Source organism: Streptomyces sp. NPDC126510 (assembly GCF_040302345.1).
Lineage (GTDB): Bacteria > Actinomycetota > Actinomycetes > Streptomycetales > Streptomycetaceae > Streptomyces.
The window spans coordinates 232055-251052 of record NZ_JBEORR010000004.1 but is presented as its reverse complement, the minus strand read 5'-3'; the positions used below and the strand labels follow the sequence as shown (position 1 = coordinate 251052).

Below are 18998 nucleotides of genomic sequence, written 5' to 3'. Positions count from 1 at the left end.
GCGGTACGTCGGTCAGGTGCGGTCGTGGGCCTTGGCGCGTACGGGGAAGTAGGCCATCGGGCGGTGGGGAGCCAGGGTCCAGCCGTTGCGGGTGAGGGCGTCCGGGCCGTTGCCGAGGTCGAGGACCTGGACGATCACGGCGTCGACCTTTTCGAGGACCTCGTCGAGGTCGTTCGCGCTGTAGGTGACGCGCTTCCCGTCGCTGTCGTAGCAGGAGTCGACGATGCCGGCCTTGGCGTCGACGAGGAGTGTGGCGACCGTGGGGTGGTCCTTGAGCAGCTCGGCGATGTGGGCGGAGGCGGCCTTCGTGGCGGCGGTGGCGGCCTGTGTCGCGGCCTGCAAGGCGGTCTCAAAGTCGTTGTGCACGATCGGGCCGACGTTCTTCGCGCAGTCGGCGCAGTAGACGACCGTGCCTCCCCAACCGTCGGTGCTGGGCTTCGTGTTGCCGCAGGTCTGGCATCGGACGGTGAGCGTGGCGTCGCTCATGCTCGTGACTCCTTCTTGGGTAGCGGAGAGCCGGCTCGGGGGTCGGCGGTGGCGGTTCCTGGGCGGGCAGCGCGCACCGGGCCGTGGCTCGTCGCGCTGCCTGCTCAGGGGGCGGCCTGCTGGCCGCCCGGCCGGTCAGTTGCCGAACTCGCAGTACTCGCAGAACACCGTGCGGATCTCGCCGTTGTTGTCGCGGAGCGCGCTCAGGTCGCTCTTGCAGTCCTCGCAGGTGCCGAGGTCCGCGGTGGGCAGGGGGGTCGACATGCGCGCCGCGGTGGGCAGGTCGAGCGTGGTGGTGACGTCCGCCTTGACGACGCTCGCGGTGGTGGGAGTGAGGCGGATGTTCAGCATGGCTCGCTGCCCTTCGGTTCAGGTTGGTGTGTTTTGAACTACTTTCATTCTTGCCTAATTGGCTTGCCCTAGCCAGTTTTAACAAGCCAATTAAGCAAAGAATCGTCAAAGGAGCGCGGGTCAGGCGGTCACGTCTTCCGCGTGGATCACGGCCCGCAGCCGGGCCGCGATCCAGGCGCCGACTGCCGGGGACACCGCATTCCCGTACCCGTCCACCTGGTCCCGGTTCGAGCCCCAGACCTTGAACGTGCCCTTGCGTCCGGCGAAGTCGACGTCGAAGCCGCAGCCCTTGCCCACCTCGTTCGCCTTCATCATCCGGAAGTAGCACTCCTCCAGGGGCAAGTCCGCGAGGGACGCCTGCCACTCGGCGACGAGGAGGCCGGTCGTGTCCCGCGCGGTGAGGGTGCCGAGCGGGTCGGTGAGCGGGTGCGGTGCGGTCTCGTTGCCCGTGGAGCCGTTCTGCTTGAACCATCCGGCCGCGGTGAGCAGCCCCGGGATCTGCTCCGAGGTGACCGTCGGCATCGCCTCGGCGTGCGACGTGGGCATCGTGTTCCTGCGGAACGGGACGATCCCGGAGGACACCACGGCGAGCGTCTCCGAACCGACCTGGGTGGGCAGCGGGATGTGGGCGCCACGCGGGCCGCCCTGGTAGTTGTCGACCGCGAGGAACACGGCCTTCTCGTGCGTGGCGGTGACCGTGTCCATCGGCCGCAGGATGTGCTGTCCGTCGCCGTTGTGCCGGTGCGCGGCGATGATCGCGCCGGTCGTCAGGATCGCGGTTTCCTGCTGGCTCGTCTGGGTCGAGAGCGGCTGCCACGGGTGGCGTTCCGTCCCGTAGACGGCCTTCGCAGGCATGAGGACGGCGGGGAACTGGGCGAACTTCTGGCGGCAGCGTTCGGCGCGGGCCATCGTGGTCTGGGCGAGCGGCGTGTCCCGGTCGCCGATCTTCGTTCCCAGGTCGGAGAGGTCGAGCGCGACCAGCGAGGGCGTCATCGGCGGGACGACCTCGCGGCGGCAGCTCGGGCACCTGTAGTTGTACTGCTTGCCGTAGCACACCGACCCGGACGGCGGGAGTCCCGTCTTCCACGACCACACCGCTTCGACGTCCTTGTCGCAGTGCTGGCAGCGCGACACCGGCCGGTGGTCGAGGTCGGGCGTGGGCAGCGACCTGTCCCAGAACGCGATGTACAGCCGGTCGCGCGACTGCGGGACGCCGAAGAACTGCGAGTTCAGGTACAGCACCCGGTAGCGGTAGCCGAGCTTCTCGAACTGGGCGAGCCACCACCGGTAGGTGCTGCCATCGCCGACCTTGGGGCGGCCGGGGATCGCCGGCCCCCACGACTGGAGGCCGGTGGTGCACTCGACGAGGATCAGCCGTGGGTGATGCTGGGCGGCGTAGTGCAGGACGCAGTTCGCGGTCGCCCGGTCCCGTTCGGATCTCGTGACCCGGGCCTCGAACTCGGGGTCTTCCAACCCGAACAGGGTCAGTCCCTGCTCGTACGCCTTCTCCGTGTTCGCCTGACTGTGGTTCACGCAGGAGACACCGGCGGCGAGGAGGTCAGCTGCGGGCAGGTCCCGGGCGTCGTGGTAGTCGGACGCTTCGGGGTCGACCAGGTCGGCGATCCAGTGCTCGGCGTGCGGGTGGTTCGTCTCGTGGACCTGGACTTTGTACTCGTTGTGGTTCGCGGCCATGATCGCGTCGAATCCGGCGTCCTCTATGCCCTTGGTGAGGCCGCCGAAGCCGCTGAACAGATCGCACGCGGTGAGGCTGTCGTGGCGGAAGCGGCGGCGCCTCTTGGCCGGCCGGTGGGCTGCGATGCGGAACTTCTTCTTGGATGCGGTGGCCACGTCGTCTCTCCTTGCGGGCAGGACGAGCGCCGCCCCGGGTGGGGCGGCGCTCGTGGGTGGGTGGGGTCTGGGTCAGTGGGTGTCGGCCAGGGCGAACACCGCCTGGAGGGTGCGGTAGTTGTTCCGCGCGCTCTCGCGGGTCCAGCGAGTGGTGATCGTGCCGGTCGTCTCGTCCTGCTCGATCTCGTGCATGGAGGTGAGGAGCTGTGCGCGGACCAGGGCGGACATGCCGCTGCCGGGGACGGTCTCGGTGTGTTCGGCGGTGGGCTGGCCGGGCTCCCGGATCGTCAGCGTCCACGTGTAGGTGGCGTCGTCGTCGATGTGGAGCTGGGCCAGGGCGGCGTCGGCGTCGGCGTGGAGGGCGTCGAGGGTGGTTCGGCGGATGTTGGCGCGCATGGGGTCTCCCGCTGCTGGCTGGGGGTGGTGGTTGGTCTCAAGATCATTCTTTCCTAATCGGGTTGCCCTAGCCAGTTTGGACAACCCGATTAGGTAAAAGAACTTATAAGAAAACCGCAGGTCAGACGGCCGCAGGCTGGAAGGGGATCAGCGGGTGCAGGTCGTCATCCAGCGCGTACCAGCACCAGTCATGGCCGCCGACCGCGTACCTGCCGACCGCGTTCGGCCGCAGGACTTCGGTCGCCTTCTCGTTCCACTCGTTCCCGAGATACATCCAGGAGACGACCAGCACGACCGCGTGCGGCTTCCCATCGACCACGCCGTCCAGGACGTGCACGGTGTCGACCGAGCCGTGCCCGAACGTCTTGGCATCCCTCTGGGTGTCGGCCGCGATCCGGCGGACGGTGTCGAGGTCGAACCAGGGCTTCACGTACCCGGCGCGCTGGTCGGCGGGGTCCACCTTCGCCGGGTAGCGGTCGCGCTCGTTCGCGCACACCATGGCGTCGACCATCGCGCTCGGCAGGCTGGCGGATACGGGCGGGGTGAGCGGGAGGGCTGCCGCCCGCAGGAGGTCAAGCCGGTACGCCGGCCGCCCGTTGCGGTACTCCAGCTTGGAGCACAGCGGGCGCCAGACGTCCCGGGTGTCTTCGTTCAGGTAGACCGTCCACTCGCTCATGCCGTGGATACCGTTCCCGGCCTCGTTCTCGCCGACGGCCTCGGTGAAGGTTCGCTCATCGCCGGCCGCCATCCAGTACCGGCCGGTGGGGAACAGGGAGCCGTCCTGGCCCTCGATCAGCTCGACGCCCGCCGCATCGAACGGGGCGTCGGTCTTGTGGCCGGTCAGGATGTCGCGCACCGCCGCGGCGGTGGTGACGACCATCGCGTGGCCGAGCCGCTCACGCGTGGTCCAGGTGGCTTCCAGGGCCGCGTGCGCGGCGGCGCTGACGCTGGCGGGGATCTCGTAGGCAGGGCGAGAGGTGGGCTGGTCGGTCATGAGGCGTCCTCGTTTCGTGTGAGTGGGATCAGTGGGTGGCGCGGCTCGTCCGCGCGTCTGGTGTCGTGATGGTCAGAGGCTGTGGGTCGTGATGCCGTCGGCCACAAGGGAGCCGCTCCCGGACACGCGCAGGGTGAACACCTCGGTCCTCGGGCCGTGCTCGACTCGAAAGGCACGGTGCCAGCGATGGCCGTCGTGGTCCCGGCGTCGTCCGCCTTCGCGCTTCCACGAGAGCAGCCACCCGTCATTGCTGGGCTTGCGCTGGTAGCTCATGCCGCCGGCCAGTCCCAGCGAGCAGACGAGCAGTCGCATGCCGACCATGAACGCCTTGGAGGCCATACGCGTCTGGAACTGCTCCCGGTGGGGGGCATCGTTCACCAGGCCGTCGAGGAGCGCCCTGCGCAGCTCCTCGGGCATCGTCAGCACCCAGGCCGGGAAGCGGCGCCCAGCGCCGTACACCCCGAAGTGCTCGGCGAGCCAGTCGACCAGGTCAGGGCGGACCGCCGCAGCAGCCGCGCCCTTCAGCCGGATCATCGTGCCGACCGCGCGGAACCGCTCGGCCTCGTCGGCCGCGGCGGGGAGGTCCGGGACGGGCAGGGCGGCGCCGAAGTCGATGGGCGAGGCAAGCCGGTGCCGGTCGGTGAGGTCGGCCGCAGTGGTCCACCGGGCGGCCGACATCCCATCGGCTTCACCGCCTGCCAGGAGGACCGGCGAGGTGCGCGTGTAGAACAGCCGCCCGGCGGTGGCCGTGAGGCCGGTGGTCAATGAGGCGCAGTGGACGCTGACCGTGTCGGCGATCCTCCGCCCGGTGGACGTCACCGGGTGCCACTGGCGATCGTGGGTGAACACCTTGTCCCCAAGGGTGACGTCCTCAACGGGGACGATGCCGCGCAGGGTCAGGATCATCGTTCCGGCCGGGAAGCCCTCGGACGGGTTCGGGCTGCTGGCGGGCACTCTGGGAGTCGGGCCAGGGTGGGCATGGTTCGCCATGTGGCGTCCTCGTTTCGTGTGGCTGGAGGTCAGTTGGTGCAGGCGGCCGGGAAGGTGATCCGGTACAGACGGTCGGACTTCTCGTCCGGCACGCGCTCCCAGCCAGCCGCAGCGAGGTCGGCCGGGGTGGCGTCGTCGAGCGCCTTGCGGAGGATCTCGTCGGCCCGGCCGAGGGTCTCGGTGTCGAACACGCCTCCGTCGTCGGCGGTGTCGATCTCGTCGTCGCCGGCGACCGAGCAGATCGTTGCCGCATTCGTGAGGTCGACCAGGGCCGATGTCGCTTCGGGGGCCCGGTCGTGCAGGACGCATGCGGCGGTCCAGGTGGCGACGCCGAGGAGGGTGGCCGGTCGGGTGAGGCCGCACACGCACTCGGTGTCGTGCCACTCGTCGTAGGTTCCGCAGCGGGGGCACCACCAGACCTGACTGCTCCACGTCCACTCCCAGCCGCCGATGCCGTACAGGCCGTCGCGGTTGGGCTCGATGACGTTGGTGGCCGTGTGGCTCTCCTCGGCCCACTGCCAGCGGACGTGGACGACGACGGTGCGGGGCGCGCCCTTGCCGTTGGGCTTGCGTCGGCGGGATGCCTTGCGGGCGGCCGGGGTGGCGACGGCGATCGTGGTGGCCTGCTCGGCTCCCTTATTGTCCAGGTCTCGCCAGTTGACGCGGATGGCGATGGCGAGCGGCTCGGGGTCCTGGTCGTCGTCCTCCTCGTCCGTGCGGCGCTTCACGTCGCTCTGGATGATGTGGACGGTGTCCCGGCTGTCCGCGCGGCCGTCGATGACGTGGATCGTGTCGACGCAGTCGTAGCCGTCTTCCTCGGCCATACGGATCGTCTGGGCGGACAGCTCGCGGGCGGCGTCCAGGGTGAAGTAGGGGCTCATCCAGCCGTTCCACCGGTTACGGGGGTCCAGTCGGCAGTCGAAGGGGCCGAGGAACTCGTCGAGGTGGACGCGGCTCGCGATCATCTTGTGGGGCATGGTGGTTCGCTCCGTTCGGGCATGAGTCCGGCCGGGACCCCACGGGGTCCCGGCCGGTTGGTCGTGCGGTGCTGGGCTGGTCAGACGGCCAGGTCGAAGTACACGCGGTAGTCGAGGTGGCCCACGCGGTCCGCCTTTGAGGCGTTGCAGGACCGGCACAGGGGCTGGATGTTGTCGATCTGGTGGTAGCCGCTCAGGGACAGCGGGATCACATGATCGGCCTCAAGCGGCAGGTCGTTCCGCAGGCAGCAGAGGCAGTAGCCGCCGTACGCCGCGACGAGGGCCCGCCACTCGGCGAGGGTCACGCCGACGCCCGGGGCCGCAGCCTTCCGAGCGCGGTACCGAGCCCGCCGAGCCCGGTTGGCCTCTGGGTTGTTCCGGATCCAGGTCGTGTTCTTCTCCGCGTAGTACTCGCGGTTCTGCCGGTAGTGCGTACGCTTCGCCTCCAACACCTTGTTCCGGTTCCGCTGCTGGTAGTCGCGCCTCCTGGCCCGACCCTTCTCCGGATCGGCCTGGTACCTCTCCCTGTTCACCTCCTTCAGGCACGGCTTGCAGCGGCTCACGACGTAGTCGCCCTTGTACGTGAACTCGCTCAGCGGCTTCTCCTCGCGGCACCGCGTGCACGTCTTGCGGTCGGGCCGGGGTGCGCGCGGCTTCGGCTCGCGCACCCGGCACGCCTTGCATTCGCTGCGACGGCCGTCCGCCATCAGCTTGTTGCGGTGGAAGGCGTCCAGGGCCTTCTCCTCACCGCATCTCGTGCATCGCTTCACCAGAGGCCGCCCTGCGGCGAGACCTTCCGCGAGCCAAGCTCGGGGATCTCCTCTCCGGTCTGCTCCAACCACCACTTCGCGAACATCTCGCGGTGGCACCAGTCGTTGGGGGGCTTCAGCCGGTCGAAGCGGTCGAAGCACAGCAGGACCAGGCGGGCGCCGCCGTTGCGGGCGGCGAGGTCGGCCAGCTCGGCGTGGATGCGGTCGATGCCGTAGCCGTTGAGGATCCGCCGGTAGCTGAACTCGTACGCGTCCTCGGGCAGGTTCTGCGCGAGCAGCTCTCGGGTCGGCGTGATGAGCCGCGCGTGGCCGGCGAGCTCGTAGCCGAGGGGGAAGCGCGGATGGCCCGCGGTGGTGCGTATCGGAGCGCCCATGCTGGGGGTGCACTCCTGGTAGGTGCAGGTGGCGAGTTCCATTCCCGTCCTTTCCGGGGTGGAGGTGGGGGGCCGCCTGGGCGGCCCCCCTTGTGGGCTGTCAGCCCTTGCAGATGCAGGTCTCTCGATTGAACGGCTCGGTGCCGTAGACCTGGTTCGCGGTCCTCATGATCTTGGCCATGACCTGGCAGAGGTCCGAGTTTTCGTCCTTCCTGTCCTGGGTGGTGAGGGTGTCCCGGAGCCAGGGGAGGAGGAGGGCCATGTCCTCTCGGGTGAGGATGAAGAGGTCCCCGCTGTTGATCTTCTTGATGATGTCCGGGTTTTCCATGGCCCTGGCCTCTCTGGTGGGTGGTTGTGGTGCTCCTCTCATTCTTTCTGAATCGGCTTACCCTAGCCAGTTTTTACAAGCCGATTCAGTAAAAGAAGTCAAAGAAGCGCTGGTCAGGCGCTGGCGAACAGGTCGAGCTGCCGGGGTTGCCGCTGGTGCCAGCCGTGGGTCGGCAGGGGCCCATCGGGCTCGGCGTCGACGACCAGGAGGACGGTGCGCACGCTCGTCCCGGACGGTACGAACGACTCGTCGGGCAGCGGGATGAACTCCCCCTCGGCGGAGGCGATCAGGTCGCGGAACTCGACGGTGGCGCGGTCGCTGTGCCACATCACCGACTCGGGCAGGACCGCGACGAGCGTGCCGTCGTCGTCGAGGAAGCCCATCGCGTGGTGCACGTGCTGTACCGCCGCCGCGAACGGCGGGTTCATCAGCACCCTGCGGTAGCCATGGGAGCAGTCGAGCGGGTCCAGGTCGAGGAAGTCCGCCTCGACCACGCGGCGTGCGGCGCCCTGCTCGCGCAGGACGCGGGCCCGCCGCTCGTCGAACTCCACGCAGTCGACGACCGCGCCGCGCCCGGTCGCCGGCCCTACGATCGAGCCGGTCCCGGCCGAGGGCTCCAGGACGCTCATGCCCTGTCTGATGGCCGCGTGCTCCAGGATCTCGTGGACCACGGGCGGGGGCGTCGGGTACCAGCCCTGCTCGAACCGGCTCGGGAACTCCCGCGTCGCGAGGCACGCGCGCATGAACTCCTCGACGGGGAACGGGAAGACATGGGCTCGGACCTTCGTCCGGCCGTCCCACCGGCCGCCGATCTCCTTCAGGATCTTGTTCACCTGCTCGTACTGGGCGCGGTCGAGCTGGAACGGGATCTGCACCCGGTCTCCGGTGATGGCCGTGCGCGGGTCGGTGAGGACGTCGTAGACGCCGCTGGGGATCTCCATCGGACCCTCCGAGGGGTTTGGGGTTCTGGCTGCGTGAACGGGGCTTAGGGGGCTGTGTGGCGCACTGCTGTGCGCCACACGGCCGGGGGTGGGGTCAGGCGGCGGCTTCGGCGTCGGGGTTGACGGTCAGGCCGCTCGCGCGGACTTCGGCGACCATCTCCGCCTTGCGGAGGTTCGCCATCGCCTTGGTCGCGATGTCCTGGAGGTGCTTGATGCGCAGGCGGTGGCCGCCGATGCCACCGGGCGTCCCGGCGAGGAGGAGGGCCAGCTCTTCCTCGTCCGTGGCCGCGAGCAGCGACAGGATCTCCCCGGCCTGGCCGAGCTTGTCGATCTTCCCGACGAGCTTGCTGCGGTCGGCGAGGATCCGCTCGCGCTCCTCCTCGGGGACGTCGAGGGAGCCCGGAAGGGCGTCCTGCCCGTTGTCCTTGCGCGCGGCGGCGGCCTCCTCGGAGAGGACGAAGAACGAACCCTGCTCCTCCTGGCGCTTCTCCTCGGTGTGGAGGGCCTGCGCGAAGGACTCGGCGTCGCGGGCGCTCTTGAAGTCGCCGCGCACCCAGCGAGCCAGGAACCGCACCTGGTTGTCGTTGGCCAGCTTCCCGACGTACCAGGCGAGGCCGACCGGCAGCTGGTTCTTCACCAGCGCTTCCTGCGCCTCCGGGCACAGGCGCAGCAGGTCGATCCGCCACTGGACGTACGCGGCGGACTTGCCGACCAGCTCGGCGACCTCGTCCACGGTGTACCCGGGCTCGATCTCCTTGCCGTCCCCGTCCACGCGGCCGTCGACGAGCTTCTTGAAGCCCTTCGCCTCCTCGATGGCGGTCATGTTCTCGCGGCCGACGTTCTCGGCGACGGCCTTCGCGAACGTCTCCAGTCCGTCACCGGCACCGTGCAGGACGACCGCCTGCATCTGGGGCAGCTCGGCGATCTGGGCGGCCCGCCACCTGCGCTCGCCCATGACGAGCGTGAACCGCTTCGTCTCCGGGATGTACCGGACGGTGATCGGCTGGAGCTGGCCCAGCTTCTCCATGGACTTTGCGAGTTCCCGAAGGGAGGCCTGGTCGAAGTGCTCGCGGGGCTGGCCCGGGTCGCGGTCGATCTTGCTGGTCGGGATCGTGCGGAGCTGGGTCCGCTTCTCGTCGCCGGCCGTCTGAGGGGCCGCCTTCTTCGCGGGGGCCGACTTGGTCGCCGCGATGGTCTTTCTCGCGGGCTTCTTCGCGACCGGGTCCTTCTTCGCGGGCGTCTTCTTCGCGGGGACCTCGGTCCGGGTCGCAGCAGCCCGGGTGCGGGCGCGGCGGGGACGCGGCTGCGGCCGGGCGGGCGTCTCCTCCGTGGGGAGGTCGTCATCGTCCGGGGCGCCGAGTCCGTCCGGGGCGAAGCCGGCCAGGGTGTGGCTCGGGTCGACGAAGTCCTCCGCGCAGTCCTGGTCGGTGGTCGCGGTGGTGGCCTCGGTGGCGGTGGTGGTCATAGCGCGTCCAATCGCTAGCTGGGTGGGGTGGTTTGAACTACTTTCATTCTTTCCGAATCAGCTTGCCCTAGCCAGTTTCAACAAGCTGATTCGGCAAAAAAACTTCTAAGAAAACCGCAGGTCAGGCGGTGAAGAGCGCGATCCACTTGTCCGCACCCGGGGCCAGGCGGCGGGCGCCCGCCTGGGCCATCGTGTCGTCGATCTGGCGGGCGGCGGCCGCGAACTGCTCGGGGGTGAAGTCCTCGCCCCGCTCGATGGCCTGCGCGAGGGAGTGGGCCTGGCAGGCCGCGCTCCGCATGGCCTCACGCTCCGGACCGTTGGGCATGAAGTCCGCGCGGGCGCCAGCGACCAGGTCGTAGCCGGTGAGGCCGGCGGGGGCTACGCGGGCGGTGGTGGCAGTGGCGGCATTCATGGCTTCCTCCGGTCGGGGTGGGGTGGTTTGAACTACTTTCATTCTTTCCGATATGACTTGCCCTAGCCAGTTTTGACAAGCCATGTCGGTAAAGAAACTTCTAAGGAACCCGCAGGTCAGGGGCCGCCTTGGAGCTACTCCCCTGCCCTCTCGGCGAGCATCGCCGCCATCTCTTCCGGGCTCTTCCGGCCGCTCACAGACGTGTACGGCACCCGGCCATTCCACGAGTACCGGCGGGTGGCGATCGAGATGATCCGCCGCTCGTCCGGGCCGCCCGGCACCGTGAGCGACTTGTCGTTGACCCGCACGACCTGACGCCACCGGCCGCACACCAGCGCGTAGTCGTTCTTCTTGAAGTCGCCGGGGCCCCACACCTTCACGCCCTCGGCCTTCGCCTGCTCGACGAGGGCCTCCCAGTAGCCGATCTCGTCGCACAGGTCGAAGTGGTCGGCGTCGAGGCGGGCCAGGGCGTCGGCGAGCCTCTCCGGGTCGATCGCTGCGGCCGACCCGGCGACCCGCATAGCGGCATCGACGGCCGCCTTCTGCTGCCGCTCGATGACCCGCCGGTCGGCGGTGAGCTGCTCCAGGCGCCGCAGCGTCAGCTGCGGGTTCCTGCGGTGCTGCTCGAAGTGCGCGGCGGCGACGGCCCGCCCCTGGTAGTAGGTCGCGTCCTGCTGCTCCTGGACAGCCTGCCCCATGAGGTTGTGGGCCCGGTCCAGGTCCCGCATGTGCCGCTTCGCCGAGTAGTGGTCGATCTTCACCGGCTCGCCCGCGTAGCCGCGGGTGATCGCGCGGCCGCGGTTCCACTTCGCATCCGAGGACGCCTGGGCGGCGTCGGCCTTCTTCTCGAACCGTACCGCGCGCTCGCCGGCCCGCTCGTAGCGTTCGGCCTCGGCCTCGGCGAAGCTGCGCCGCTCCATCTCGTTGATGTCGACCGTGACGGTGTGCCCGGCCGCGCGTAGCGCTGCCGCCGCACTGTCGATCTTCAGCCGGTTGGCCCGCCGGTCGCGGGAGCCGCGCAGGTACATGCACTGGAGGGTGGGCGAGTAGCGGAAGCCGTGGGGGTTCATCAGCTCGTACACCCCGTCGCCGGTGGGGCCGTCGACGAGCGTGCCGTCCGCTCTGGTGTGGGTGATCGTGATGTCGGCCATCGTGGTTTCCCTTCTGTGCGGGTCCGACCCGGCGCTCGGGGCGCTCGAGGGCGCCCGGCGCCGGGCCGGTGGGCGGTGGGTGGGTCAGCGGGCGAGGATCGCCTCGCCGGTCCGGGTGAGGCTGACCGGCTGGCCGATGTGCAGGGGGGTGGAGTGGTCGGACACGGCCCAGCCCTGCTCGATGGCCCACAGGACCATGTCCTTGCGGGGCTTCTCGCCGTCGTTGACGGCCACTCGGAGCTGCCCGACGCGCGGCTCCTGGAGCTTGACGCCGTTGTCCCGGATGGCCTCCAGGGTGCGCTTCTGGGCCGGGGTCGCCTTGGGGGCGTCCGCCGAGGCGGGAGCCGGCTGGGGCTCGGGCGCCGGGGCGGGCTCCTCGGCCGGGGCGTCACCGAACTGGTCCAGGAGGTTGTCCGTGTTCGCCAGGAAGCGCTGGGCGGCCTCCATCTCCATGCGGGTGGCCTCGTTGCGGATCTGGCAGGTGCTGGAGCTCATCGAGCGCGACAGCAGCTGGCGGGTCAGGTCGCGCCGCATGTCGGTCAGCGCCTCGCGGAGGCCGGCCTTCTTGGCCCACTCCAGGACCTTCTTGTACGGGAGGGCCTCCGCTGCGGTCTCCATCGCGGTCCGGATCAGGCTGGTGTCGACGGCCTGGCCGAGGTCCGTCAGGCAGTTGGCCAGCTTGGTACGGGCGTACTCTTCGCGGCTCGTGAAGCTCTCGGTCAGGGACTCGAAGACCTGGGTGAGGGTGGCGGTCATGGCTGGCTCCCGATCTGTGCAGGTTGGTGTGTTTTGAACTACTTTCATTCTGTCCGAATCGGCTTGCCCTAGCCAGTTTTGACAAGCCAATTCGGTAAAGAAACTTCTAAGAAAGCGCAGGTCAGGGACTCAGACCGCGTAGCCCTTGCGTCTCAACTGGGTGATCTTGTTCTCCATCCCCTTGTACTCCCTCGGGTCCGAGGTCCCCAGGAAGCACAGCTCCCTGCCCGGCTGTGTCACCCGGTACCGCGACCCGCGCTTCACCACGGACGCGCCGTTCTTACGGAGCTTGGCCACCAGCTCGTCCGTCCTCTTCGATCCCATGGTCTTGGCTCTTCCTTCGTGCGTTGCGATCGGTTCGGGGATGGTCAGGACGCGAGGTCGCCCATCCAGACGCGGCGGCCTTCGTCGTCGAGCTGCCGGGCTTCCTGCCGGGCGCCGATGTGGCCGCGCTCGAACGCTCGCCAGAACTCGGGCCCATGCGGCTTGCCGGTGCGCACCAGCGCGTGGGTGAACTCGTGGGCCGACGTGCCGGACGAGGGTCGGCCGGAGCTGGAAGGTCTGCCACGCGATCCGCACCTCGTGCTTGCCGCTGTGGTAGACGCCCCAGCGTCGCCGGCCGATGTCGGCCGCCCGGACCGTCGGCATCGGCCGCGCGCCCGCCATCTGCCACCACATCGGGGCCGTCTCCTTGGAGAGCCAGGCGGTGCCCTCGCGTACGTACCAGTCGATGAACGGCTGGGCGCCGAGCGGCACCGCGTCCCGGGCCAGGAGGAACCACCACTGCCCGGTGTGGGCGCGCTCCAGCGGCACCCGCGCCTCGTCGACGATCTTCAGCCGGTCCGAGCGGCCCAGCCACAGGAACCCGGAGCCGCCGACCAGCTCCTTCGGCGGGTGGTCGGGGGCGTGCTCGCGGCTCTTGCGGATGAGGCCAGCCAGGCGGTCCGCGTTCCCCGCGAGGGTGCTGATCACCAGGTCCGCTCGGGTGCCGACCGGTACGTGCAGGGTGACGCCGGGTTCGCCGGGCTTGATGCTCATCCCGAGCGTCTTGCGCCGGGTGCTGACCTTGACCTGGTGGACGTACTTCGCGAGCCGTCCGTCGTTCTGCAGGGCGGCCTTGATGAGGGTTTCGGTGGTGGATGCCGTCGCGTCGAGCATGTGGAATCCCTTGAGGGGCCGAGGGGCGCACTGGGGGCGCGCCCGGATGGTTGGGAGGTCGGGGCGCGTCAGGCGGCGCGGGAGGAGCGGTAGGCGGTCAGGCGCCGGTCATTGCAGCCGTGGCAGACGCTGTACGTGTGGACCTTCCGGCCCTTGCCGGGGATCCGGTCCTGCCAGCAGTGCACGCGCTCGTGGCTCGGGGCCTTGCACTCCGTGTCGGTGCACTCCTCCGTGCGCGGCTCCTTGTGGCCGATCGCCCGGTGGTGGTGCGCCTGCCACGCCTCGAAGCTCTCCGGGGCGAAGTAGCCGTCGGTGTCGGCAAGGCCGTCGGACACGTACTGGCTGTAGGCGGCGCGCTCGGCGTCCTCGTCGCAGACGTGGCCGGCTGCGGCTTCGGAGCAGTCGTCGCAGACCTGGTCGCCGCTCGTGAGGGCGGGCTTCACGCCGCACTCGGCGCACGGGGCGTACTTGTTGTCGAACGGCGAGTGGTACGCGCAGAAGTGCTGGCCCTGGTACGTGTGGATCGCGTAGGCGGGCTCGCCGTCGGCGCTGGCGCATCCCCTCTTCCAGGTGTCGCCCTTGCACAGGATGTCCTCGGCGGGGAAGCGCAAGCCGCTGGTGATGTAGGGGAGGAGGGTGGCCATGTCGGGCGCCCCTTTCATTCGGGTTGGTGTGGGATGAACTACTTTCATTCTTTCCGAATTGACTTGCCCTAGCCAGTTTTCACAAGCAGGTTCGGTAAAGAATCGTAAAGGAAACGCGCAGGTCAGGCGGCTTCGGCGGCTCCGGAAACGAGACGCTCGACCTGGTGCACCGCGCGGGCGATCGCCATGGCGGCCGCGGCGTCGTCCCGCGCCTTCACCAGCATCCGCCGGTGCTCCACCGCCCGCTGCCACATGCTGCCCTCGGCGAGCGTGTCACCGCAGGCCACCATCGAGTTCGGGCCCATGCCCCACACGATCATGTTGACGGCGCAGCCCGCCGCCGCGAGCGGGTCGATCTCCTGCGCGAACCACGTCATGCGGGCTGGGTCGATGCCCATGCTCCGCACGTGGTTGGCGGCCGACCGGAACATGCCGCCTGTACCCGCGCACGGGTCGAGGACCGAGAAGCCCGCCCCGATCCGCTCGGGGTCGCTCCCGAGCGTCTGGGCCGCGAACATGTCGCACACCTCCGGGGGCGTGTGGTACTCGCCCAGACCGGCCCTCGCCGACTTGTGCCGCAGGGTGGTGACCGTCCACGACATGAGGTCGATCTCCGCGTTCCACGCCGGGTCTTCGCGCCCGGTGTGGTCGAGCACGTTCGCGTTGAGTGCCGCGTGGAACGTGGCCCGGATGGCAGCCAGCTCGTTCTTCGTGAACCTCTCCGCCTCGGCCCAGCGGAACAGCACCGAGGCGGTGTCGATCAGGTCGGGGCGCCGCATCCACCAGTAGGCGGCGACCTCCCGGACGCAGGCGATGAGCTGCTCAACGTCCAGGCCGCGCAGGAATTCGGCCAGGGTGCGCGCGTGCTCCTTCTGTGGCCACAGGGCCAGGGTGGCGACGATGCCGACTGGGATTTCCATGCGGTTCCCGCCGTGCGAGCCGTGCCAGGCGTCCGCGATGGCCTCGCCGAAGGTGACTCCGTCGGCGGGGCGGATGGCGAACTCCGGGCGGAGCCGGGCCGGGGCGGGGTCCGCGTCCGGGATGAGGGCCGGCTGCTGGGGCTTCGGCTGCGGGGGTCTCGCCACGGTGGTCGCGTACTGGCCAGCGGTCGGCTTCGGCAGGGTGATCGTCTTCTCGGGCTTGGGTGCTTCGGGCTCGCCGAGGTCGGCGAAGAGGTCGAGCTGTTCCATGGCTTCCTCCGTGCGGGCATGGGGCGGCCCGGCACCTCGTGAGGTGCCGGGCCGGGTGGTGAGCGGTAAGCGGACCGGGGTCCGGATGTTCAGCGGTTGCTTGCGGCCTGGCGGATGGTGTGCCAGTACGGGCCGCTCTCGTCCGGGCCGTGAATGAGGGCGCGGACGAGTACGCTCCAGGCGCCGCCGGGTGCGGTCTCGTACTGGAAGTAGTGGAGCACTCCGCCGATCTCGCGGGTGTGGGAGCCGTGGGTGCCGCCGCCGTTACGGCCGAGCTGGTGGGTGGCCGTCAAGGGGCCGAAGGCCGGGGTCTGGGTGCTGAGCATGGGGGTGCCTCCTGTCGGGGGGAGCCGGCCCGGCGGGTGCCGGGCCGGGTGTGACGTCGGGGGCTAGTTGGCGCCGCCCATGGCCCAGTGGTGGCCGCGGGCCTCGTTGTACTTCTCGCGGCGGCGGGCCTCCAGGCGCTGGTCGCGCTCTTCCGGGGACTCCTGCCAGACCCGGATGTCGGACAGCGGGCCCTCGTGCCCGAACTGCTTGGCGACGATTGCGGCGGCCTCTTCGGGGCTCAGCAGCTCCTCACCGTTGTTCAGGTAGGTGGTGTTGCTCTCCCGCCCGTCGCGTGCCCAGTAGGCCTCAGGCGAGGCCGGGTAGCGGTAGGTGATCTGCCAGCGCTGCCGGGTGTGGTCGACGGTCACGATGTCCTCCTGGGCGTCCGGGTGGGTGGTGCGTTTTGAACTACTTTCATTCTTTCCGAAACGGCTTGCCCTAGCCAGTTTTAACAAGTCGATTCGGTAAAAGGACTTCTAAGAAACCCCAGGTCAGGAGTCGTTCACGGGTGGCGCGTCCAGACGATGTCCGGCCAGCGGAGTTCCTCGCCGACCTCCTCGACGCTCGGCCCGCCGCGCCAGGTGAGGGACGCCTTCACCCCAGGCCGCTCCCTCAGGACCCACTGGGCGTCCGGCCAGATGAACCGCACCCGGTACAGGATGCTGCTGATCTCGACCGGCTCCTTGCCTCCAACCGCAGGGGCCACCGACCGTTGCAGCGCTCCCCCGATCTCCGCCGCCAGGTCGGGCGCCGCCTCCAGCAGGTCGACGGCTTCCTGCAACGTCTCCAGGGTGACCGCCGGAAGTCGCCGACCGTCCTCCACCGGGGCGAGCGCCGCGGTGACCGACGCCGACTCCAGCAGCTTCAGCAGCCGCTCGGCCTGCGCGTGGCGAACCTGGCAGCGCACGACCGCGACGAGCGCGGCCAGGCGGCGGGCGACAACCTCCGTCACCGTCACCACCTCACCGATCGGCTCAGGCGCCTCGGAGGTCTTGATGTCCTTGCTCATGCTCGTCTTCCTGTCTTCGGGATCGGATTCCGCCCGGGTCCGGGGCGGCTGGGGCGGCTGCTACCAACCGGGCGGGACGGGGTCCTCGAACGGCGATGGGGCCTCTGGCCCGGTCTCCAACGTGGGGTCCTCGTAGTGCTCGCACCACGGCTTGCAGGGCTGGCCCTCGTGGGCCCCGCACTCGTCGCACTGGAGGCATTCGCCGCCGGTGGAGCAGATCCGGCACTTCTTGCTCATGTCGCTTCCTTCCGCTCGGGCTGGTCAGTGGTCGGCGAGGTGGGCGCGGAGCGCTTCAGCGGCGGCCCGTACGCGGTCGGTGGTCCAGCCGGAGCCGGTGAGCGTCAGGCGGGCTCGCTCGTCGTGGATGCCTTCGACGGCGACGATCCGCACGCTCATGGGCCGGACGTCGACGCCGATGCGGAGGGCGCCGCTGGTCTGCGGGGTCATCTCCCGTGCCTGCCACCACTGGACGGGCACGCGTTCCTCGTCGGCTCCATCCGGGCCGGGGCACGCGTGGGAGATGGCGTTCAGCAGTTCCTCGCTGTGCGTGCACGCGCCGTAGTGGTGGAGGAAGGCGACCCGCGTCCGGTTCACACGGAACCCGTGCCGGGTGAACGACGGCCACGCACGGGTGGTGATGGCACAGCCCCAGGCGGGGACGCGCGTGGTGCGCTCTAGCCAGAAGCCCTCACCGTGCTCGTCGAGGTGCGGGCGACCGAGGTCCCATCCGCGAACCCGGACCGCGTCCTCCCAGCTCCACGGCCGCCGCTGCCGCTCGCGGTAGTCCTGGTCGTCCGGGCCGGTCGTGACCCACAGGCGCCATCCATCCGGGCCGCCGAACAGGGTGTTGGGCGCGAAGACCGGCTCGCAGCGCACCAGGACCCGGGGAGCGTTCACCGGCACGAGGGTCCACATGTCGTGCAGCGCCCTCCGCATCGGACAGTGCTCGCAGTCACCGCGGTTGATGCAGGGCCCGAACCCGCCCCAGCGGGCCCGCCGAGTGTCGTGTGATTCGAGGAGCGCGCCCCAGCGTCGGGGCCGCAGGGCGCACTGATTAAGAAGGCCCATGTGAGCGTTGAGGCTCAGCCTGTTCCAGCCTTTGCCGTCGGGGCCACCGGCCGGGGCCTCGGGTGCGCGCAGGAAGATCGGCACGTCCGTTCCTTTCTCGGGTCGTGGCCCGGCCCCGTGCGGGGCCGGGCCGGGGTGGTCAGGCGTCCTGCTGGGCGTGCTCGCCGCCGTGCTCCTCGATGAGGGCGCGGATGTCTTCGACGGGCACCTCGTTGAACAGGCGGCCCTTCGCGGGCTGGTCACCGGCCGTCAGCAGCAGCTCCCAGGAGTCCTCCAGCTCCCAGCCGTCGCTGTCGCCGGGCTCCACGCCCTCGTCGAGGTAGACCTCCAGGTGCGTGAACGGGCCCGCGTAGTCGCGGGGCCTGCCGTGGATGCCAGAGACGCCGGGGCAGGGCAGGCAGCTGACGCCCGGCCCGGTCCGAACGGTGATCCTCTTGCCGTCGGCCAGGTGGATGCTGGCGGGCAGCGCGTCGGTGCCGGTGGCGGCGAAGCGGTCGAGGCGAGGGGTGCTCATCGCGGGGTCCTTCTCTCTTCTCAGGGGCGAGGCCCGGCCCCGGGTGGGGCCGGGCCCAGGTCGGTCAGTTGGGGCGATGTCCGAACATCACGTCGGTCACCGAGTGGGAGCGGCCGCTTCCGCCGCTTCCGGGGAGGCGGCCGTACACCACGCCTTCGCCCGGTCCGCGGTGGTCGTCTCGGGTGAAGCGGTCGGCGTTCGCGACGAGCCAGCAGGCGAGGGACAGGGCGGTCGTCGCACACTCCTCGGCGAGCGGCATGCCCGGCCGGGCGGTGAACAGCTCGTTGATGTACTCCCCGTCGGCCGCGTACAGGGACGCCGTCCAGGGCTCGTCGTGCTGGTCGGCGGGGCGTCCCGCGTCCTCGCCGGAGTGCAGGAGGACCCTCGTCCCGGTGTGGGCGGCCCCCTCATCGTCCGTGCGGTCGGCGGCGACCAGGACGTATGAGACGCCTCCGTCCTCGGCGTAGAACGAGGGGATGCCGTAGGCGGCCAGTGCGGCGCGCAGCATGCCGCCCTCGGTGGGGCCGCCGGTGGCTGCGGCGTCCTTCGCCGCCTGGAACAAGGTGACCAGCACGTGGTCGGCGACCTGTCCGGTGGTGAGGCCGGCCGCGATGAACGCGGCGCGCAGCCCGGCCAGGTCGTAGCTGGTGAGCTTGCGCATGACCTGCGTGGTCATGTCCAGGTGGGACATGCACGAGGCGAGGCCAAGTCCGCTGGTGGCGGTGACGACACCCGTCGCCTCTCCTTTGCGGCCGAGGATCTCGCAGCCGATGCACGGCATCTGGAACCAGGGCGGGATGCTGCTGGTGCTGGTGGAAAACGTGATCATGTGGGGCACTCCTTCGCGTG

At 69.8% G+C, this 18998-nt stretch carries 25 protein-coding genes; all 25 read right to left on the bottom strand.

What is annotated here, in order from left to right; translation table 11 throughout:
* Positions 1-12 precede the first annotated feature (12 nt).
* On the bottom strand, positions 13-486 hold the full coding sequence (locus ABTX60_RS07050) for a hypothetical protein (protein ID WP_352096032.1): 474 nt from the start codon (positions 484-486) through the stop codon (positions 13-15).
* A gap of 135 nt (positions 487-621) precedes the next feature.
* Positions 622-837, bottom strand: coding sequence for a hypothetical protein (locus ABTX60_RS07045; protein ID WP_352096031.1), 216 nt, complete (start codon positions 835-837; stop codon positions 622-624).
* 120 nt (positions 838-957) lie between these two features.
* Positions 958-2685 (bottom strand): DNA cytosine methyltransferase, encoded by a 1728-nt coding sequence (locus ABTX60_RS07040; RefSeq protein ID WP_352096030.1) that lies wholly within the window; start codon positions 2683-2685, stop codon positions 958-960.
* Between the two features lie 72 nt (positions 2686-2757).
* Entirely contained in the window at positions 2758-3081 is a 324-nt protein-coding gene (locus ABTX60_RS07035; protein ID WP_352096029.1) for a hypothetical protein, read from the bottom strand.
* A 121-nt stretch (positions 3082-3202) separates the two neighbouring features.
* Positions 3203-4075, bottom strand: a complete 873-nt coding sequence (locus tag ABTX60_RS07030) for a hypothetical protein (RefSeq protein WP_352096028.1) — start codon at positions 4073-4075, stop codon at positions 3203-3205.
* A gap of 72 nt (positions 4076-4147) precedes the next feature.
* Positions 4148-5029 carry a Hint domain-containing protein gene (locus tag ABTX60_RS07025; protein ID WP_352096027.1) on the bottom strand — a complete coding sequence of 294 codons (882 nt, stop codon included), beginning with the start codon at positions 5027-5029 and terminating at the stop codon, positions 4148-4150.
* Positions 5030-5094: 65 nt separating this feature from the next.
* A complete protein-coding gene (locus ABTX60_RS07020; protein WP_352096026.1) occupies positions 5095-6042 on the bottom strand; it encodes a hypothetical protein in 948 nt (315 codons plus the stop codon).
* A gap of 80 nt (positions 6043-6122) precedes the next feature.
* Positions 6123-6812, bottom strand: coding sequence for an HNH endonuclease (locus tag ABTX60_RS07015; RefSeq protein WP_352096025.1), 690 nt, complete (start codon positions 6810-6812; stop codon positions 6123-6125).
* Positions 6809-7228, bottom strand: coding sequence for a hypothetical protein (locus ABTX60_RS07010; RefSeq protein ID WP_352096024.1), 420 nt, complete (start codon positions 7226-7228; stop codon positions 6809-6811). Before ABTX60_RS07010 ends, ABTX60_RS07015 begins: the two co-directional genes overlap by 4 nt.
* 58 nt (positions 7229-7286) lie before the next feature.
* Positions 7287-7514: a hypothetical protein gene (locus ABTX60_RS07005; RefSeq protein WP_352096023.1), complete on the bottom strand. Its 228-nt coding sequence runs from the start codon at positions 7512-7514 to the stop codon at positions 7287-7289.
* Between the two features lie 113 nt (positions 7515-7627).
* Positions 7628-8455, bottom strand: a complete 828-nt coding sequence (locus ABTX60_RS07000; RefSeq protein ID WP_352096022.1) for a class I SAM-dependent methyltransferase — start codon at positions 8453-8455, stop codon at positions 7628-7630.
* Between the two features lie 94 nt (positions 8456-8549).
* Positions 8550-9920: a ParB/RepB/Spo0J family partition protein gene (locus ABTX60_RS06995; RefSeq protein WP_352096021.1), complete on the bottom strand. Its 1371-nt coding sequence runs from the start codon at positions 9918-9920 to the stop codon at positions 8550-8552.
* 121 nt (positions 9921-10041) lie between these two features.
* Positions 10042-10332, bottom strand: coding sequence for a hypothetical protein (locus ABTX60_RS06990; RefSeq protein ID WP_352096020.1), 291 nt, complete (start codon positions 10330-10332; stop codon positions 10042-10044).
* 134 nt (positions 10333-10466) lie between these two features.
* Positions 10467-11483 (bottom strand): DUF3560 domain-containing protein, encoded by a 1017-nt coding sequence (locus tag ABTX60_RS06985; RefSeq protein WP_352096019.1) that lies wholly within the window; start codon positions 11481-11483, stop codon positions 10467-10469.
* An 84-nt stretch (positions 11484-11567) separates the two neighbouring features.
* Complete coding sequence (locus tag ABTX60_RS06980; protein WP_352096018.1) at positions 11568-12239, bottom strand: hypothetical protein; 672 nt, start codon at positions 12237-12239, stop codon at positions 11568-11570.
* Between the two features lie 129 nt (positions 12240-12368).
* Positions 12369-13397 (bottom strand): YgjP-like metallopeptidase domain-containing protein, encoded by a 1029-nt coding sequence (locus ABTX60_RS06975; protein ID WP_352096017.1) that lies wholly within the window; start codon positions 13395-13397, stop codon positions 12369-12371.
* A 68-nt stretch (positions 13398-13465) separates the two neighbouring features.
* On the bottom strand, positions 13466-14041 hold the full coding sequence (locus ABTX60_RS06970; protein ID WP_352096016.1) for a hypothetical protein: 576 nt from the start codon (positions 14039-14041) through the stop codon (positions 13466-13468).
* A gap of 122 nt (positions 14042-14163) precedes the next feature.
* The gene (locus ABTX60_RS06965) at positions 14164-15231 is read right to left on the bottom strand and encodes an N-6 DNA methylase (protein ID WP_352096015.1); all 1068 of its coding nucleotides are present in this window, start codon (positions 15229-15231) and stop codon (positions 14164-14166) included.
* An 89-nt stretch (positions 15232-15320) separates the two neighbouring features.
* A complete protein-coding gene (locus ABTX60_RS06960) occupies positions 15321-15557 on the bottom strand; it encodes a hypothetical protein (protein ID WP_352096014.1) in 237 nt (78 codons plus the stop codon).
* Between the two features lie 63 nt (positions 15558-15620).
* Positions 15621-15926 carry a hypothetical protein gene (locus tag ABTX60_RS06955; RefSeq protein ID WP_352096013.1) on the bottom strand — a complete coding sequence of 102 codons (306 nt, stop codon included), beginning with the start codon at positions 15924-15926 and terminating at the stop codon, positions 15621-15623.
* Between the two features lie 134 nt (positions 15927-16060).
* Positions 16061-16567 carry a hypothetical protein gene (locus tag ABTX60_RS06950; RefSeq protein WP_352096012.1) on the bottom strand — a complete coding sequence of 169 codons (507 nt, stop codon included), beginning with the start codon at positions 16565-16567 and terminating at the stop codon, positions 16061-16063.
* Positions 16568-16627: 60 nt separating this feature from the next.
* The gene (locus ABTX60_RS06945) at positions 16628-16804 is read right to left on the bottom strand and encodes a hypothetical protein (RefSeq protein WP_352096011.1); all 177 of its coding nucleotides are present in this window, start codon (positions 16802-16804) and stop codon (positions 16628-16630) included.
* Between the two features lie 24 nt (positions 16805-16828).
* On the bottom strand, positions 16829-17719 hold the full coding sequence (locus tag ABTX60_RS06940; RefSeq protein ID WP_352096010.1) for a hypothetical protein: 891 nt from the start codon (positions 17717-17719) through the stop codon (positions 16829-16831).
* Between the two features lie 55 nt (positions 17720-17774).
* Positions 17775-18149, bottom strand: coding sequence for a hypothetical protein (locus tag ABTX60_RS06935; RefSeq protein ID WP_352096009.1), 375 nt, complete (start codon positions 18147-18149; stop codon positions 17775-17777).
* Positions 18150-18213: 64 nt separating this feature from the next.
* Entirely contained in the window at positions 18214-18978 is a 765-nt protein-coding gene (locus tag ABTX60_RS06930) for a hypothetical protein (RefSeq protein WP_352096008.1), read from the bottom strand.
* Positions 18979-18998: the final 20 nt, after the last annotated feature.

Excerpts from the sequence above, each read along its gene's own strand:
- ABTX60_RS06980 (WP_352096018.1), bottom strand. The coding sequence starts at position 12,239 with ATGACCGCCACCCTCACCCAGGTCTTCGAGTCCCTGACCGAGAGCTTC.
- ABTX60_RS07005 (WP_352096023.1), bottom strand. The coding sequence starts at position 7,514 with ATGGAAAACCCGGACATCATCAAGAAGATCAACAGCGGGGACCTCTTC.
- ABTX60_RS06935 (WP_352096009.1), bottom strand. The coding sequence starts at position 18,149 with ATGAGCACCCCTCGCCTCGACCGCTTCGCCGCCACCGGCACCGACGCG.
- ABTX60_RS06960 (WP_352096014.1), bottom strand. The coding sequence starts at position 15,557 with ATGCTCAGCACCCAGACCCCGGCCTTCGGCCCCTTGACGGCCACCCAC.
- ABTX60_RS07030 (WP_352096028.1), bottom strand. The coding sequence starts at position 4,075 with ATGACCGACCAGCCCACCTCTCGCCCTGCCTACGAGATCCCCGCCAGC.
- ABTX60_RS07010 (WP_352096024.1), bottom strand. The coding sequence starts at position 7,228 with ATGGAACTCGCCACCTGCACCTACCAGGAGTGCACCCCCAGCATGGGC.
- ABTX60_RS07035 (WP_352096029.1), bottom strand. The coding sequence starts at position 3,081 with ATGCGCGCCAACATCCGCCGAACCACCCTCGACGCCCTCCACGCCGAC.
- ABTX60_RS06965 (WP_352096015.1), bottom strand. The coding sequence starts at position 15,231 with ATGGAACAGCTCGACCTCTTCGCCGACCTCGGCGAGCCCGAAGCACCC.
- ABTX60_RS06945 (WP_352096011.1), bottom strand. The coding sequence starts at position 16,804 with ATGAGCAAGAAGTGCCGGATCTGCTCCACCGGCGGCGAATGCCTCCAG.
- ABTX60_RS06985 (WP_352096019.1), bottom strand. The coding sequence starts at position 11,483 with ATGGCCGACATCACGATCACCCACACCAGAGCGGACGGCACGCTCGTC.
- ABTX60_RS07020 (WP_352096026.1), bottom strand. The coding sequence starts at position 6,042 with ATGCCCCACAAGATGATCGCGAGCCGCGTCCACCTCGACGAGTTCCTC.
- ABTX60_RS06970 (WP_352096016.1), bottom strand. The coding sequence starts at position 14,041 with ATGGCCACCCTCCTCCCCTACATCACCAGCGGCTTGCGCTTCCCCGCC.
- ABTX60_RS06950 (WP_352096012.1), bottom strand. The coding sequence starts at position 16,567 with ATGAGCAAGGACATCAAGACCTCCGAGGCGCCTGAGCCGATCGGTGAG.
- ABTX60_RS07000 (WP_352096022.1), bottom strand. The coding sequence starts at position 8,455 with ATGGAGATCCCCAGCGGCGTCTACGACGTCCTCACCGACCCGCGCACG.
- ABTX60_RS07045 (WP_352096031.1), bottom strand. The coding sequence starts at position 837 with ATGCTGAACATCCGCCTCACTCCCACCACCGCGAGCGTCGTCAAGGCG.
- ABTX60_RS06930 (WP_352096008.1), bottom strand. The coding sequence starts at position 18,978 with ATGATCACGTTTTCCACCAGCACCAGCAGCATCCCGCCCTGGTTCCAG.
- ABTX60_RS07050 (WP_352096032.1), bottom strand. The coding sequence starts at position 486 with ATGAGCGACGCCACGCTCACCGTCCGATGCCAGACCTGCGGCAACACG.
- ABTX60_RS06990 (WP_352096020.1), bottom strand. The coding sequence starts at position 10,332 with ATGAATGCCGCCACTGCCACCACCGCCCGCGTAGCCCCCGCCGGCCTC.
- ABTX60_RS06975 (WP_352096017.1), bottom strand. The coding sequence starts at position 13,397 with ATGCTCGACGCGACGGCATCCACCACCGAAACCCTCATCAAGGCCGCC.
- ABTX60_RS06995 (WP_352096021.1), bottom strand. The coding sequence starts at position 9,920 with ATGACCACCACCGCCACCGAGGCCACCACCGCGACCACCGACCAGGAC.